Origin of the sequence: Celeribacter neptunius, assembly GCF_900113955.1 — a bacterium.
In the GTDB taxonomy this organism is placed as follows: Bacteria; Pseudomonadota; Alphaproteobacteria; order Rhodobacterales; family Rhodobacteraceae; genus Celeribacter; species Celeribacter neptunius.
The window spans coordinates 180,901-195,481 of sequence record NZ_FORH01000006.1 but is presented as its reverse complement, the minus strand read 5'-3'; the positions used below and the strand labels follow the sequence as shown (position 1 = coordinate 195,481).

Annotated in this window: 13 protein-coding genes; 4 read left to right on the top strand and 9 right to left on the bottom strand. The window is 62.6% G+C overall.

Annotated features, from left to right (window positions below; genetic code table 11):
- Positions 1 to 101: 101 nt before the first annotated feature.
- Positions 102 to 1,064, top strand: a complete 963-nt coding sequence (locus BM151_RS15390; RefSeq protein WP_090061634.1) for an acetyl-CoA carboxylase carboxyltransferase subunit alpha — start codon at positions 102 to 104, stop codon at positions 1,062 to 1,064.
- Positions 1,065 to 1,377: 313 nt separating this feature from the next.
- Here BM151_RS15390 and BM151_RS15385 read toward each other — a convergent pair whose 3' ends face one another.
- From BM151_RS15385 to BM151_RS15370, 4 genes are all read right to left on the bottom strand, one after another.
- Positions 1,378 to 1,980 (bottom strand): pyridoxamine 5'-phosphate oxidase family protein, encoded by a 603-nt coding sequence (locus tag BM151_RS15385; protein WP_090061633.1) that lies wholly within the window; start codon positions 1,978 to 1,980, stop codon positions 1,378 to 1,380.
- 76 nt (positions 1,981 to 2,056) lie between these two features.
- Positions 2,057 to 2,791, bottom strand: a complete 735-nt coding sequence (locus BM151_RS15380; RefSeq protein ID WP_090061632.1) for a lysophospholipid acyltransferase family protein — start codon at positions 2,789 to 2,791, stop codon at positions 2,057 to 2,059.
- Complete coding sequence (locus BM151_RS15375) at positions 2,791 to 3,690, bottom strand: cell division protein FtsX (protein WP_090061631.1); 900 nt, start codon at positions 3,688 to 3,690, stop codon at positions 2,791 to 2,793. Before BM151_RS15375 ends, BM151_RS15380 begins: the two co-directional genes overlap by 1 nt.
- The gene (locus BM151_RS15370; RefSeq protein ID WP_425429565.1) at positions 3,687 to 4,301 is read right to left on the bottom strand and encodes a cell division ATP-binding protein FtsE; all 615 of its coding nucleotides are present in this window, start codon (positions 4,299 to 4,301) and stop codon (positions 3,687 to 3,689) included. The genes BM151_RS15375 and BM151_RS15370 overlap by 4 nt, the downstream gene beginning before the upstream one ends.
- Before the next feature lie 225 nt (positions 4,302 to 4,526).
- On the opposite strand from BM151_RS15370, the gene BM151_RS15365 reads away from it, so the two are divergent.
- On the top strand, positions 4,527 to 5,714 hold the full coding sequence (locus tag BM151_RS15365; protein ID WP_090061629.1) for a zinc-ribbon domain-containing protein: 1,188 nt from the start codon (positions 4,527 to 4,529) through the stop codon (positions 5,712 to 5,714).
- 60 nt (positions 5,715 to 5,774) lie between these two features.
- On the opposite strand, the gene BM151_RS15360 is transcribed toward BM151_RS15365, so the two are convergent.
- From BM151_RS15360 to argH, 4 genes are all read right to left on the bottom strand, one after another.
- Positions 5,775 to 8,312 (bottom strand): DUF4175 domain-containing protein, encoded by a 2,538-nt coding sequence (locus BM151_RS15360; RefSeq protein ID WP_090061628.1) that lies wholly within the window; start codon positions 8,310 to 8,312, stop codon positions 5,775 to 5,777.
- A gap of 61 nt (positions 8,313 to 8,373) precedes the next feature.
- Positions 8,374 to 9,639, bottom strand: a complete 1,266-nt coding sequence (gene lysA / locus BM151_RS15355; protein WP_090061627.1) for a diaminopimelate decarboxylase — start codon at positions 9,637 to 9,639, stop codon at positions 8,374 to 8,376.
- Between the two features lie 39 nt (positions 9,640 to 9,678).
- Positions 9,679 to 9,846 carry a hypothetical protein gene (locus tag BM151_RS21690; RefSeq protein WP_177213176.1) on the bottom strand — a complete coding sequence of 56 codons (168 nt, stop codon included), beginning with the start codon at positions 9,844 to 9,846 and terminating at the stop codon, positions 9,679 to 9,681.
- Positions 9,843 to 11,234 (bottom strand): argininosuccinate lyase, encoded by a 1,392-nt coding sequence (argH, locus tag BM151_RS15350; protein WP_090061626.1) that lies wholly within the window; start codon positions 11,232 to 11,234, stop codon positions 9,843 to 9,845. Before argH ends, BM151_RS21690 begins: the two co-directional genes overlap by 4 nt.
- Positions 11,235 to 11,247: 13 nt before the next feature.
- Here argH and BM151_RS15345 point away from each other — a divergent pair, with 13 nt between their 5' ends.
- Positions 11,248 to 11,826: a TlpA disulfide reductase family protein gene (locus BM151_RS15345; RefSeq protein ID WP_090061625.1), complete on the top strand. Its 579-nt coding sequence runs from the start codon at positions 11,248 to 11,250 to the stop codon at positions 11,824 to 11,826.
- Here BM151_RS15345 and BM151_RS15340 read toward each other — a convergent pair.
- The gene (locus BM151_RS15340; RefSeq protein WP_090061624.1) at positions 11,820 to 13,100 is read right to left on the bottom strand and encodes a PAS domain-containing protein; all 1,281 of its coding nucleotides are present in this window, start codon (positions 13,098 to 13,100) and stop codon (positions 11,820 to 11,822) included. The genes BM151_RS15345 and BM151_RS15340 overlap by 7 nt on opposite strands.
- Before the next feature lie 509 nt (positions 13,101 to 13,609).
- On the opposite strand from BM151_RS15340, the gene BM151_RS15335 reads away from it, so the two are divergent.
- A complete protein-coding gene (locus BM151_RS15335) occupies positions 13,610 to 14,437 on the top strand; it encodes an EAL domain-containing protein (RefSeq protein ID WP_090061623.1) in 828 nt (275 codons plus the stop codon).
- Positions 14,438 to 14,581 lie beyond the last annotated feature (144 nt).

Genomic DNA, 14,581 nt, shown 5'->3' with positions numbered 1-14,581 from the left:
CCGCAGAGATACCGCTTCAGCAGATCACAAATCTTGCTGAGTTGCACCCAGACCCAAAAATCGCCATATACGGGATCGAAACCCGTTCGGAGGCCCCCCGTATGACTCATTATCTCGAATTCGAAAAACCGCTCGCGGAGATCGAAGGCAAAGCCGAGGAGCTGCGCGCTCTGGCCCGCGCCAACGAAGAGATGGATGTCGAAAAAGAAGCCGCCGCCTTGGACAAGAAGGCGGATGACATGCTCAAGGACCTGTACAAGGGTCTCTCGGCCTGGCGCAAATGTCAGGTGGCGCGTCACCCGGAACGTCCGCATTGCAAGGATTACATCGAGGCGTTGTTCACCGAATACACCCCGCTCGCCGGCGACCGCAATTTTGCCGATGATCACGCCGTGATGGGCGGGCTGGCGCGGTTCAACGATCAACCCGTGGTGGTGATCGGTCAGGAAAAGGGCCATGACACCACATCGCGGATCGAGCGCAATTTCGGCATGGCCCGGCCCGAGGGCTATCGCAAGGCGATCCGCCTGATGGAACTGGCGGATAAATTCGGCCTGCCGGTGATCACCCTCGTCGACACGCCCGGTGCCTATCCCGGCAAGGGCGCGGAAGAGCGCGGTCAGTCCGAGGCCATCGCGCGCTCAACCGAGAAATGCCTGTCTTTGAAAGTGCCGCTGATCTCGATCATCATCGGCGAGGGCGGCTCCGGCGGCGCGGTGGCCTTTGCCTCCGCCAACAAGGTCGCCATGCTCGAGCATTCGGTCTATTCGGTGATCACGCCGGAGGGCTGTGCCTCGATCCTGTGGAAGGATGCCGAGAAGATGCGCGAAGCCGCCGAAGCGCTGCGGCTCACCGCGCAGGATCTGCAAAAGCTCGGCGTCGTGGATCAGGTGATCCCCGAACCGCTGGGCGGCGCCCAGCGTGACCGCGAGGCGGCGATTGCCTCGGTCGGCAAGGCGATCGAAGCGCTCCTGACGCCGCTGATGAAGAAAAAGCCCGATGCGATCCTCAAGGACCGCCGCAAGAAATTCCTGGAAATGGGTTCGAAAGGTCTGGCGGCCTAAGCGCGCCAAGCTTTCAAAAAAAGACGTCAAGGCCGGGTTCTCCCCGGCCTTTTTTATTCCCCGTTCGAGCGGCGGCTTTGCGGGACGGAGCAGACATTGACCTTTTGGGCGCGGGACGAGGCGAAGCCGCCGCGCCTGCGCCTGCCCGTCCCGGCGGGCTGGCGCATTGTCATCCCCGTGCAAGAGATTGAGCTTTCACGGATTTGGTCAGGATAAAGCGCAGACCTCATGCGTCTTGGCGCCACCCCACAGGCAGGCTTGTCACGACTCGTGACGCTCTTAGATGAACGTGCACATCGGGCTCAAAGCCCCCTCACCACATCCGGGTCTTAGCGTACTCCGGATAGTTGGCATCATAGCTTTCCGCATCAAATGCGGCGTCTTGCTCGCGGTTGAAATCGCCGGAGCTCGGCAGGTCCCCGGCATCGTCGCGCCCCCAGAGCCCGGCGCGCATCACCGCCTTGGCGCATTGGTAATAGACCTCTTCGACGGTGATGATCACCACCGTGCGCGGATGCCTGCCGCGCTGTTCGAAGGTTTCGGTGACGGCGGGGGCGGCGGTAAGCTGAGCCCGGCCATTCACCCGCAGCACATTGTTGCTGCCCGGCACCATGAACATGAGCGCAATCCTTCCGTCGCGCACGATGTTGCGCAGCGTATCGATCCGGTTGTTGCCCCGCCAATCGGGCAGCCAGATGGTTTTCTCATCGACAATCCGCACCACCGGTCCGTCATCGCCACGCGGGCTGCCGTCGACACCTTCGGGGCCGACAGTGGAGACCACGACAAAGCGCGACGCCGCGATCCATGTGCGATAGAGCGGGGTCAGCGCCGGCGCGACCTTGGTCAGCGCGAGCGGGTTCGGCGCCTCGTAAAGCGCTTCGAGCTCGGCAATCGTTTCAACGGGTTTCGGCATCACAGGTCTCCTTTTCGAGAGACGTCCTAATCTCGCCCCATGACCTTTGCGTGACAGCTCAGGCCCAGAACCTGGCTCAGCCGCGCCCCCGGAACCCGGCCTCTTCCATCAACGCGTTGGATTTGGCTTCGACCACCTCTTCCAGCTCGCCCATGACCTCTTTCATGTCGCGCCCTGCGGCAATGCGAGGCAGGAATTCCACCACCGCCGTTCCGCGTTTGCGGTAGATGCCGTGGCGTGGCCAGAACACCCCCACATTGGTGGCGGCGGGCACCAAATCCTGTCCGGTTTGCTCATAGAGCACGCCCGTGCCGATCTTGTAAGGCAGATGCGCGCCGGCGGCGACGCGGGTGCCCTGCGGAAAGATGATCAGCTGGCCGGGCAATGCGGCGCCGGATTTTACATCCGCGATCATTTTCTTGATCGCCTGTCCGCGCTTGCCACGATCCACCGGCACACAGCCGATACGCTTGGCGTAATAACCGACGATCGGGGCCCAGACGAGCTGCTTCTTCATGATGAATTTCGGCCGCGGCACGGCAGAGACGATCAGGATGATGTCGAAAAAGCTCTGATGTTTGGCCCCGATCAGCACCTCGTCCGTCGGCACCTCTCCCCGGATCTCGGATTTCAGCCCGACAAGGACGCGAGCCGAAATCCGCACCCAATGGCAATAGGTCCAACAGGCGAGATAGGCGTAATGGCGGCGCAACATCGCCAGCGGCGTGAACACCACGGCCAGAAGCGCCATGGCCAGATACATCTGAACCACGAAGATCAGGGAGAGGAGCCACTGGATCGGATAGGGCATCACATCAGCCTCCGCAGGGTTTGTGCCGCCGCGATCCTGGTGGCGACATAGGCCACCAGCGCGGCCAGAACCGGAATCAGCATGGGCCAGAGCCATTCGGGACCGGCAAAGCCCAGCCCCGTGAGGAAACTCCCCGCTTCATCGGCATTTGGCAAGAGCGCGATGGCGACCATGCCGAAAAACGTGCCGATGAGAGCACCGGAAAAACCGCGGAAGGTGAAGCGATTGACAAAGGCACGCGCGACGAACCGGTCGGTTGCACCAACCAGCCGCAGGGTGCGAATAACCTGCGCATTGGCGGCGAGCGCAGCATTGGCAGCCAATGTGATCATCCCAGCGGTGACCCCGGTGATCAATACGAGAGAAATCACCCCCAGAAGCCTGATCCGTTCCGCCGCGCGCACCAGCGGACGGCGCCAGCGGCTGTGATCGTCGAGCACGGCGCCCGGGGCCTCGCCCGCGAGACGCAACCGCAGACCTTCGGCATCGAAGCCCTCCGAGGTCTCCTGCACATCGATCAGCGCCGGCAGGGCCAGATCATCGAGCGGCAGCGACGGACCGAACCAGGGTTCGAGCAGGGCGGTCTCCTCGTCCTTGGAAAGGAGACGCGCCTCGGCCACGCCTGGCGTGGTCTCGAGCACCTTGAGTGCTGCTGCGACCTGCGCCTCGATCTGATCTTCAGGCGCGGAGATGCGCACGGTCGAGCCACGCGCCAGTTCGGTACCCCAGCGGTCCGCCAGACGTCCGGTGGCCATCGACAAGGCTAGCGCGAAGACCGCGAGAAAGGCCATGGCGGCAGCGGTGATCACGGTGAGCTGCGCGGTAAACCCGGAGGGCGGCACAACCCGGCCCGACGCACTTTCGCTGAAAGTCAGAAAGGGCAACAGAATGGTTCTCACAGATCTGCTCCCGATTGCTGAATGCGGCGATTGGAAATCCTCAAGACACGCGCCTGGACATGCGACTTGGCCTGGCGGATCAAATGCAGGTCATGGGTGGCGATGACCACGGTCTTGCCCATGCGATTGAGTTCGATCAGGAGCTGCAAGAGCCGCAGCGACATGTCCCAATCGACATTGCCGGTGGGTTCGTCGGCGAGGATCACATCGGGCGACATGATCACCGCCCGGGCCAGCGCCGCGCGCTGCCGCTCCCCGCCCGAGAGTTCCGGCGGCAGAGCTTTGGCCTGTTCCGACAGGCCGACCCAGTTCAGAAGATCGGAGAGATCCTGATCATCGCGTTCACGACCGGCAACGGAAAGCGGCAAAGCGACATTCTCGGTCAGGTTCAGATGATCGAGAAATTGGCAATCCTGATGCACGACGCCGATCTTGCGCCGCAGGTTCGCCACCTCGTCGCGCCCCATCTCGCGGGTGTCCTCGCCAAAGATCGTCACCCGGCCGGCGGTGGCCTGCAACTCGCGATAGCAGAGTTTGAGAAAGGTGGTTTTCCCCGCACCCGACGGGCCGGTCAGAAAATGGAAAGACCCCGGCGCCAGCGTCAGGGACATCTCGGTGAGAAGCTCCCGGCCACCGTACCCGTAGCCTGCGTCATGAAACTCGATCACATGTCACCCCTGTCGCTCGTTCGCGACAGTTTTGCCTCACCGCTCAAAAGCTTTCAATGCAACTGTCGCAAAAACATGGACAATCTGACGTAGTGCGGTAAGAATTACCGAAAACAGCGCGGGAGAACCCGCGTGAACTGTGGTGGCAGGGGAAAAGCAGGGGAAAATATGCGGCTGATCTGTCCCAATTGTGGAGCCCAATACGAGGTCGATGCACGTGTCATTCCGGACGCGGGTCGCGATGTCCAATGCTCCAATTGCGGACATACCTGGTTCCAACAACCTGCCCATCTCGACAATGAACTCGCCCGGGAACAGGGCTACGAGCTTTCCTCCGCCGACGCGGCGCCGGACGAGGCTGGCTCGGAGGCGGAAGCTCCCCCCACGCCAGAGGCCGATGAGGACGCGTCCCCGGAACCCGAAGTCGAACCCGAGCCCGAAGTCGGGCCTGTGTCCGAGGCCGAGCCTGCGCCCGAGGCGGCCCCCGAACCTGTCATCGAAAAGGAAGCGGAGCCCGAGCCCGAGCCGACCTCTGAGCCTGTGGCGGAACCAAGCCCCGACTTCGCACCCGAAGCGGAGTCCGAAGCCGAGCCCATGCCCGAGGCAGAGTCCCTGCCCGATTTGGAGCCCGCCCCAGTGGAGCCCGAACCGGCCGTTGCGGAGGCCGTCGCCTCCATTCTCGAAGAACAAGACACAGCTGAGGCGCCCCTCCCCTCTGACTCGGATATTGCCGAAGAATATGAGGATGAAGAGCCCGCTACCGTTGCCCCGGTCACGCCGAAACCGGCGTCCGCGCTCAAGGATAGCGTGCGTGACATTCTGCGCGCCGAGGTCGAATTCGACCACTCGATGCGGCAACCCGAAAGCGATACGCTCGAGACCCAACCCGATCTCGGGCTGGAAGAACCGGCACAGGATGCCGCGAAGAAAAGCCTGCGCGATCGCATGGCGCGGCTGCGCGGTCTCGACCCGGCCGATCCGGGGATCGCAGCCGGAAGTGTCGCCGCCGCCGCAGGCAAACGCCGCGATCTTCTGCCCGATATCGAAGAAATCAATTCCACGCTCAGCGCCTCTTCCGAGCGCGATGACGATGGTACGGTGCCCGATGAGGACACCCGGCGTGCCCGGGCCGAACGGTCCGGCTTCCGCACCGGCTTCACGCTTCTGGTACTGATCGCCGCCATGCTGATCGTGCTCTATGTTCTGGCGCCGGTGATCGCCGAGAACGTGCCCTCCCTCGCCGGAACGATGGAAGCCTATGTCATACTGGCGAACGGCTTCAGGGCTTGGCTGGATCAGATCATGTCGGCGGCGAGCACCCGGCTGACCGCACTTCTGGGGCAACTCAACAGCTGAGCCGGCGCCCGCTCAAAAGCGGACCTGGCGTGCTGTCACCGATGCCCCCGCCTCCCCCTATCAGAATTGTTCGAGCAGACGGTTCAGGTAGTCGCGCTCCTCGGCCAGACGGCCCTGATCCTCGGAACGACGGCGGATTTCATCCAAGAGCTCCTCGGCCCGGCGATAGACATCCTCACCCTCATAGAGCCCTTCGTCGCTGCCGAACCGTCCGGTGTCACCGGGGGTGCGCCCCAGCGGATCGCGACCTTGCGGCTCGGCACCGGACTGGCCGCCGGCCTCGCCCTGTTGCCCGTCTTGATTCTGCTGGTTCTGGGCCTGCTGCTCGCCCAGTCGGCGCATGCCTTCGCGTAGCGCTTCCATTGCCTCGGCCTGGCTGTCCAGCGCGCCCGAGAGATCGCCCTCGCGCAGAGCTTCTCCCGCCTCGTCCATCGCCCGATCGGCGCGATCGAGCGCGCCACCGACGCTCTCATCGGAACCACCGCCGCCACCGGGGATATTCTGGCGCTGTTGACGCAGGGCATCGCGCAGGGCCTGCTGACGCTCGGACAGAGAGCCGGAGGGCTGATCGCCCTGCCCCGGCTGCTCACCTTCGCCCTGAGCCTGATCCTGCGGACTGCCCTGCCCTTCATTCTCCCCTTGCAGGCCTTGCTGCCCCTGACCGAAACGGTCCTGCAAATCCTCGAACGTATCATCGTTGAGCTGTTGCTGATCACGCAGCATATCCTGCAAACCCTGCATGCCCTGACCTTGGCCCTGCCCCTGACCCTCACCCCGGGTCACGCGCATGTTCTCGAGCATCTCGGCCAGCATATCCATGAGCTGCTGCGCCTCGGCCATGCGGCCCTGTTCCATCAGCTCCTGAATCCGGTCCATCAGCTGTTGCAACTGATCGCCGGTGATCTGCTGCCCGTTCTGCTGGCCCTGGTCCGGCATATCGGTGTCGTCGCCCTGATCGCCCTGTTGCTCGGCCAACTGCTGAATATAGTCCTGCGTTGCTTCGCGCAGCTCCTGCATCAGCCTGTCGATCTCTTCCGGCGTCGCACCGTCCCGCATGGCCTGCGACAGGCGCTCCTGCGCCCGGTGCAACCGGGCCAGCGCCTCTTTCAACTGGCCATCCTCCAGATCCAGCGCGATGTCCCAGAGCTCGGCGGCGATCTGCTCCACCTCCTCATCGGTGAGACGGACATTCCGGCCTTCGATCTTAGCGATGACCTCGCGCAGACGAAAATACCCGCCCATATGGTCGAAGACCTCGGAGGGATCGACGGAAACGGCGCGCAGCACCTCGGCGGTGCGCGGGGCGTTGTCGCGATTCCACAGCAGCTCGCGACGCTGATCGATCAGCGCGGCGGCCAGCGGGTCGAAGAACTTGCGCGTCGGCAGCACAGCCGCGCCAAGCGCCGCGGTGCTCGCCTGACCGGCTTCGTCCCAGGCGGTGAGCGACAGGTGCACCGGCAGGCCGGCAAAAGCATGTTCGGCAAGATTGTCGGCGATCTGACCCTCGATCCGGGTCCGGTCGCCGGTCTGCGGCAGGATCACCGGCACCTCGATCGCCGGACGCGGCTCCGGATCGAGGGTGAAGCCATAGCGGCGCGCGACGCTCTCCGTATCGCGGGTGATGCTCAGGGTCGCACGCGCCACGCCGAAATCATCGGCGAGGTGGAAATCCTGCCGCGCCTCGCCCGAGGGCGCGCGGGTCATCGGCCCGACCAGCTCGGCCACCGGCGGACGGTCGGGCTGCAAAGCCACGTCCCAGAGCCGCCCGGTCGGGCCATCGACCTCGATCTCACCGGCTTGTTGCACCGGGAAGTCCATCACCGCCAGGTCCTCTGCCGTGCTGTCGTCGCCGGAGACCGTCTGACGCAGGCGGAGCACCCCGTCCTCACCGTAGAAGCGCATCGACACGGCCGAGCCCTTCGGCACGGTGAATTCGGGATCGAGATCCCCGAGATACAACGTCGGTTTGCCGGAATAGGCGGGCGGCTGTACCCAGCCTTCCCAGATCGGACCGGCGGCGATCTCCGGCCCCGTAGCGGCCAGCGGGCTCAGAGTCCCCGCGCGTTCCAGCGAGCCGAACGCGACCCCGGCGCCGAATGTGGTCAGGGCAATCAGCCGCAGCGCATAGGGATCGCGCCCCGAGAGACGCAGCAGAGGCGCCACCGCGTGAATGCCGGTCAGCCGTGCCGCCATACGTTTGCGATGCGCCAGCCAAAGGGATTCGGACGCAGGATCACCGGCGCCGACGAGCGGCGCATCGTTCAGAGCCTGAAGCGGACGGCCTGGCAGATCGGCGTCGACCCGTGTCAGCGCCTCTGCGGCCTTGGGGCGTTCGAACCGCCGCAGCCCGAGCCCCAGCGCAACAAGCAGGCACAAGGCGAAAACCCCGAGACCGGCCCAAAGCGCCGAGAGCGGCAAAAGATCCTGAACCCCGAGCATCGCCAGACCGGCGAGAAACAGCACCAGCGAGACAAACGGCCAGAAGGCCTGGCCCAGCCGCTCGACAGCGAGACCGGCGCGGGTCAGGCCGAGCGCCCGTTTCACCCGCCGGGTCAAACGCGGTCCCAAGCTGTTTTCAAGCTGTTGGTCGAGTCTCATAGATCCTGCTCGCGATCCTACCGATGGCGCTCTGATCCACCAGCATCCGCATGATGCAGGTTTAGAGCCACGCCGGGATGCTATCGCGGTTTATCATTTCGTCAAAGCTCGGTCGCGCCCGGATGACAGCGAATTGATCGCCTTGCACCAGAACTTCGGGGATGAGCGGCCGCGAGTTATACTCGGACGCCATCACCGCGCCATAGGCACCGGCAGAGCGGAACGCCACGAGATCGCCCTCGCCCAGCGCGGGCATATTGCGGGCTTTGGCGAATGTGTCCCCGGTTTCGCAAACCGGACCGACAATATCCATCGGGCTTTGTTCGGCGGCGGCTTCCGGCTCCGTCACCGGGATGATGTCGTGATGGGCGTCATACATCGACGGGCGCACGAGATCGTTCATCGCCGCATCGACGATGAGGAAATCACGACCCTCGCCATGTTTCAGATAGATCACCGAAGAGACGAGAATCCCCGCGTTGCCGGAGATCAGCCGCCCGGGTTCGATCTCGATCTCGCAGCCGAGATGCCCGACGGTCTTGCGAATGACATCACCATATTCCACCGGCAGCGGCGGCGCCTCGTTGGAGCGCTCATAAGGAATGCCCAGACCGCCGCCAAGATCGAGACGGCGGATGTTGTGGCCATCCTCGCGCAGCGCTTCGGTCAGCTCAGCGACTTTGGTGAAGGCCAGCTCGAACGGCTCGAGCTGGGTGAGCTGCGAACCGATATGCACGTCGATGCCGACGACATCGATGCCCTCCATCTCGCCCGCGCGCCGGTAGACCTCGCGGCAGGTGGCGATCGGAATGCCGAACTTGTTCTCGGATTTGCCTGTGGCAATCTTGGCATGGGTCTTGGCATCCACATCCGGGTTCACCCGAAGCGCGATCGGCGCCTTGACGCCCAGCGACATGGCGACCTCGTTGAGGGCCTCGAGTTCTGGTTCGCTCTCGACATTGAACTGGCGAATGCCGCCTTCGAGCGCGGTGCGCATCTCCGCCCGGGTTTTACCAACGCCCGAGAACACAATGCGATCGCCGGGGAGACCGGCGGCTTTCGCCTTGAGATATTCGCCGATCGAGACCACGTCGATCCCGGCGCCCAGCTCGCCCATGAGCTTCAGCACCGCAAGATTCGAATTCGATTTCATCGCGAAACACACGAGGTGATCCATGCCCGAAAGCGCTTCGTCGAACAGCTTGAAATGCCGGGTCAGGGTGGCGGTGGAATAGACGTAGAAGGGGGTGCCGACCTGAGCCGCGATATCGCTCACGGCGACGTCTTCGGCATGAAGCATGCCGTCTTTGTAGAGAAAGTGATCCATCGGGAGGCTTTCGACTGCGGGCTGAACCTGTCTCGCGACTCAGTTCAGCGGGATATGAATATTGATGTCCGTGTCGGTATAGCTCCCGCCTTTCGAGTTGACGCCCACGGTGGTGGAAACACCAACCTCGGGTTTCACTGGGTCGCCATCGGCGCCACAGGCGACAAGCCCGATCATCATTGCGAAAGCCATAAAGACACGTGTCATCCGAGCACCTCTTTCCAACGGGCGATCTGCGCGCGGACCTGTGTCGGCGCGGTTCCCCCGTAGCTTGTGCGTGAAGCGACGGAATTTTCAACCGTCAAGACGCCGTAAACCCCGTCGGTGATGGCATCGTGAACGGCTTTCATCTCGGGAAGGCTCAGATCCGGAAGATCGACGCCCTTCTTCTCGGCCATGGCCACGAGCGCGCCGGTGACATGGTGGGCATCGCGGAACGGCAGCCCCGCCTCACGCACCAGCCAATCGGCGAGATCGGTGGCGGTGGAGAACCCAGACGCGGCGGCGGCGCGCAAATTGTCGGTATTGGCGGCCATGTCGGAGACCATGCCGGTCATCGCGGCCAGCGCCAGCATCAGGTTGTCGGCGGCGTCGAACACCTGTTCCTTGTCTTCCTGCATGTCCTTAGAATAGGCCAGCGGCAGGCCCTTCATCACCGTCATCAGCGCGACATTGGCGCCGAAAATCCGGCCAATCTTGGCGCGAATGAGTTCGGCAGCATCGGGATTTTTCTTTTGCGGCATGATCGACGAGCCGGTGGAGAAGCGATCCGAGAGTGCCACGAACCGGAACTGCGCCGAGGACCAGATCACCAGCTCTTCGGCAAAACGCGACAGGTGCATGGCACAGATCGAGGCGCTGGACAGGAACTCGAGCGCGAAATCGCGATCCGCCACGGCATCCAAGGAGTTGGCCGTCGGACGATCAAAGCCCAGCGCCTCGGCGGTCATGTGGCGATCAATCGGGAAGCCGGTGCCCGCAAGCGCGGCAGAGCCCAGCGGGCTTTCGTTCATCCGGGCGCGGGCATCCTTGAAGCGCGACAGATCACGACCGAGCATCTCGACATAGGCCATCATGTGATGGCCCCAGGTGACGGGCTGCGCGGTCTGAAGATGGGTAAAGCCCGGCATGACCCAATCGGCGCCGGCCTCGGCCTGATCCAGAAGCGCGCGGATCAGCGACTCAATACCAGCGATGGCGGCGTCATATTGCTCGCGGGTCCAAAGCTTGAAATCGGTCGCGACCTGATCGTTCCGGGAGCGCGCGGTGTGCAGACGCCCCGCCGCCTCGCCGATGATCTCTTTCAGGCGCGCTTCGACATTCATGTGAATGTCTTCCAAGGCGGTGGAAAAGGTGAACTCTCCCGCCTCGATCTCTGACAAAACCGTGAGCAGGCCTTCCCGAATGGCCTCGGCATCTTTATCGGTAAGGATGCCCTGTTTTGCGAGCATCGCAGCATGGGCGCGCGAGCCTGCGATGTCCTGGGAGGCCAGCCGCTTGTCGAAATCGATGGAGGCGTTGATGGCTTCCATGATGGCGTCAGGCCCGGCGGCAAACCGCCCGCCCCACATCGCGTTGGATTTCTTATCGGTCATGGACGTGTCCCGCATGCTGAAAAAACTGATTGCCGCAACCCTTTATACGGCCCTGAGCCTGGGTGCAATTCCCGCCACCGCACTGGACCTGAGCACGGCTGCGGCGCTGCGCGAGGGAAGCCTGCAGAAACTCGGCTTTCACTCGGAACCGAAAGAGGTCTCGGCCCTGCCCTTCACCGATGGTGACGGGGCGGAAGAAACCCTCGCGGATTACCAAGGGCAATGGGTGCTGCTGAACTTCTGGGCCACCTGGTGCGCGCCCTGCCGCAAGGAGATGCCGGCGCTCGACGCGCTCTCGGCGGAATTCGAGGATCAGGGCCTGACGGTGTTGCCGATCGCCACCGGGCATAATCCGCGCCCGGCGGTCGAGCGGTTTCTCAAGGAGGCGGAGATCACCTCCCTGCCGCTGCATCTGGATGCCACCGGCGCCATGGCGCGGGACATGGGGGTGCTCGGCCTGCCGGTGACGGTGCTGATCTCGCCCGAGGGCCAGGAGGTTGCCCGCATGACCGGCGACGCCGAATGGTTTTCGCCGTCGGCACAGGCCATTGTCAGGCAACTCTTGCAGGAGACTGCCACGACGGATCAGTAATCGGCCGATCCGTAGATCGACCCGGTGAGCGACCGTGGCATGGCCTCTTCGACCAGCGCCTTGATCCGATCCGCCAGTTTCATGATCTGCTCCAACGCGGCATCGATTTCGACATGGAACGTGTCAAGCTGGTTGATCACCGGGATCAGAGAGGCCGATTGCGCCCCGAGACGCCCGGCTTCGACCCGGCACAACACCCGAATGGAATCGAGCCCGGTCACCAATTGACGCAGATCTTTCGCCGAACGGGTGAGAGCGGTCACATCGGTGAAGACCGACGACAGCACCGAACCGGATTCGAGCTTGTAGCGATCCATCAGATTGGTAAGCACCTCGACCTCGGTCTGAAAGCCGTCGCGCTCGGTGTGTTTCAACAGATCTGCGCGGGCGACCTCGCGAACTTCTCGTTGCAGTCGCGATGTCGCCACCATGAACAGACCGTTGAACACCCGGGCCATGACTGATTCGGTCAGGCTGCGCTTGCCGCCCTCGACCCGAAAACCGCCGAGATGGTTGGTCACCTCATCCGACATCAGCCGGTAATTCTGCGAAATCGCCGAGATCGGCCCCCCCGCCGGTTCGAGACGCGAGGCCACGATCCGCATGTTCGACGGAATGCTGCGGATCTTGGCAAAGGATTCGAACAGGGAATTCTGTTGCTTGTTGAGCTCCTCAAGCGTCGGCAAAAGATCCTTGAGGCTCTGCAACCGCCCGTCGGCAAGGCGGCCGAGCGCCTTGTCACGGGCCTGCATTTCTTCCGTGACCGCCAGCGAGCTGAAGGCGCCGTAGCTCGAGAAGCCGAGGGTCTTGAGCGCCTCCCGAATGGCCGCGGCACTCTCCTCCGGACTGATTCCCTCTTCCTTCTCGCGCTTCAGCATCTCGGCGTAGAGCGCCCGCGTGGTTCCGAACACCTCGGAAGACGGTTTCATCCGGACCGAAACATAGCCGCCCTCGATCGGCGACACGATCGCATAGACCCAGTAGTACCGCCCATCCTTGGCCCGGTTCTTGACATAGGCACCGGTCGCCATGCCGCGTTTGATCCGCTCCCAGAGGATATAAAAGACGCCTTTCGGCATGTCCTCGTGCCGGATGATCTTGTGCGGCGCCCCCACCAGTTCATCCCATGAATAGCCGGCAACCCGCCGGAACACCTCATTGCCCGCCGCGATCACACCGCGCTCGTCCGTTCTGGAAAAGAAAATCTCTTCCATCTCGAAAGGAACTTCATGCTGGGCCGTCGTGAAGGTTGACTTGGAATAATGATGCGACATCGCAAATCCTATTGGCTCGTTTGTCGGCAGTGGACCAAAGCTTGCTTTCAATCTGGTTAAGCTTGTCGCCCGAAAGTGCCGAGAAAATCATCTGAGCCGCGGGCGAATGACGAAATATGGCGCCGATCAGCAGACGATCCGCCAGTTGCATGGGTTTGCCGGCCCTGCGCTCCGCACATTCCTTCCTCCGCGCGCCGGCCTCCAGTCACCGGCCCCTCCGCGATTGGCCGGCGACCGGCATTGCGCCGTCACGACCGATTCCCGCAGACCGGGGAAACCGGCCCTCTGCGCGCAAATGTCGCCACGAGTATGAAAGTAAAATTTAACGAAAAATCTGAAAAATATCGCTTACAAACGTGCATGAATTCATTTTTATCACATGAATTCAATAGCTTGAAAAATTACGCTCCTCTTCACATAAATCTTCCACCAACTCGGAAAATTTACCTGATGTTATCCGAACAGCGCGAAATTGGGAGCAACGCAAATGCGAACAGCTAGGTGACAGGATGAACGACTCTTTCTACGACCACAACGAATTGGGGAGCCCCCTGTCCGCAGCCATTGCCGACCGGGACCGCCACACCATTGAGATGGTTCGGGAAGCCCTGAAGAAAAAACAGGTCATGCTGGCCTATCAGCCGATCGTACAGACCCTGCGCCCGGATCGTCCCGCCTTTTACGAGGGGCTGATCCGCGTTCTCGACAAGACCGGGCGCGTGATCCCGGCCCGTGAATTCATCGAAGTCGCCGAAACCACCGAGACCGGGCGCCAGCTCGATTGTCTGGCTCTGGAAATGGGTCTCGACGCGCTTGGTGAAAACCCCGGCCTGCGCCTCGCCATCAATATGTCCGCGCGCTCGATTGGCTATCCGCGCTGGAAAGAGACCCTGATGGCCGGCCTGTCCAAGGACCAGACCATTGCCGAACGGCTGATCCTCGAGATCACGGAAAGCTCGGCCATGGTGATGCCCGATCTCGTCTCGGTCTTCATGTCCGACCTGCAATCGATGGGCATTTCCTTCGCGCTGGATGATTTCGGCGCCGGCTACACCGCCTTCCGCTATCTGAAAGACTTCTATTTCGACATGGTCAAGATCGACGGCGAGTTCATCCGCGGCATCGCCGACAATCCGGACAATCAGGTGCTGACCCAGGCGCTGGTCTCCGTGGCCAAACATTTCGACATGTATACCGTGGCCGAATTCGTCGAGACCGCCGAGGATGCCGCTTATCTGACCGAGATCGGAATCGATTGCATGCAGGGGCATTATTTCGGGGCCGCCACCATCGATCCGGTCTGGCGCGACCGCGAGACCCAGCGCAAAGCGGGCTGAAACCGGCCGCAAGCCGCCTCGCTCTCTCCCGGGCTGAGACGAATCCCGGCCCGAACGGGCGGCAAAGCGCCTCATCTCTCTCTTCAGGCTCTATTGAAGGTTGAAAATGCTGCGCTTGCAGCATACAGCTTCTTTGGGGAGTCG

Bases quoted from the DNA above. Each gene is read 5' to 3' on its own strand.
- BM151_RS15390 (WP_090061634.1), top strand. From the start codon at position 102: ATGACTCATTATCTCGAATTCGAAAAACCGCTCGCGGAGATCGAAGGC.
- BM151_RS15385 (WP_090061633.1), bottom strand. From the start codon at position 1,980: ATGCCGAAACCCGTTGAAACGATTGCCGAGCTCGAAGCGCTTTACGAG.
- BM151_RS15380 (WP_090061632.1), bottom strand. From the start codon at position 2,791: ATGCCCTATCCGATCCAGTGGCTCCTCTCCCTGATCTTCGTGGTTCAG.
- BM151_RS15370 (WP_425429565.1), bottom strand. From the start codon at position 4,301: ATGTCCCTGACGCTGGCGCCGGGGTCTTTCCATTTTCTGACCGGCCCG.
- BM151_RS15365 (WP_090061629.1), top strand. From the start codon at position 4,527: ATGCGGCTGATCTGTCCCAATTGTGGAGCCCAATACGAGGTCGATGCA.
- BM151_RS15360 (WP_090061628.1), bottom strand. From the start codon at position 8,312: ATGAGACTCGACCAACAGCTTGAAAACAGCTTGGGACCGCGTTTGACC.
- lysA (WP_090061627.1), bottom strand. From the start codon at position 9,639: ATGGATCACTTTCTCTACAAAGACGGCATGCTTCATGCCGAAGACGTC.
- BM151_RS21690 (WP_177213176.1), bottom strand. From the start codon at position 9,846: ATGACACGTGTCTTTATGGCTTTCGCAATGATGATCGGGCTTGTCGCC.
- argH (WP_090061626.1), bottom strand. From the start codon at position 11,234: ATGACCGATAAGAAATCCAACGCGATGTGGGGCGGGCGGTTTGCCGCC.
- BM151_RS15345 (WP_090061625.1), top strand. From the start codon at position 11,248: ATGCTGAAAAAACTGATTGCCGCAACCCTTTATACGGCCCTGAGCCTG.
- BM151_RS15340 (WP_090061624.1), bottom strand. From the start codon at position 13,100: ATGTCGCATCATTATTCCAAGTCAACCTTCACGACGGCCCAGCATGAA.
- BM151_RS15335 (WP_090061623.1), top strand. From the start codon at position 13,610: ATGAACGACTCTTTCTACGACCACAACGAATTGGGGAGCCCCCTGTCC.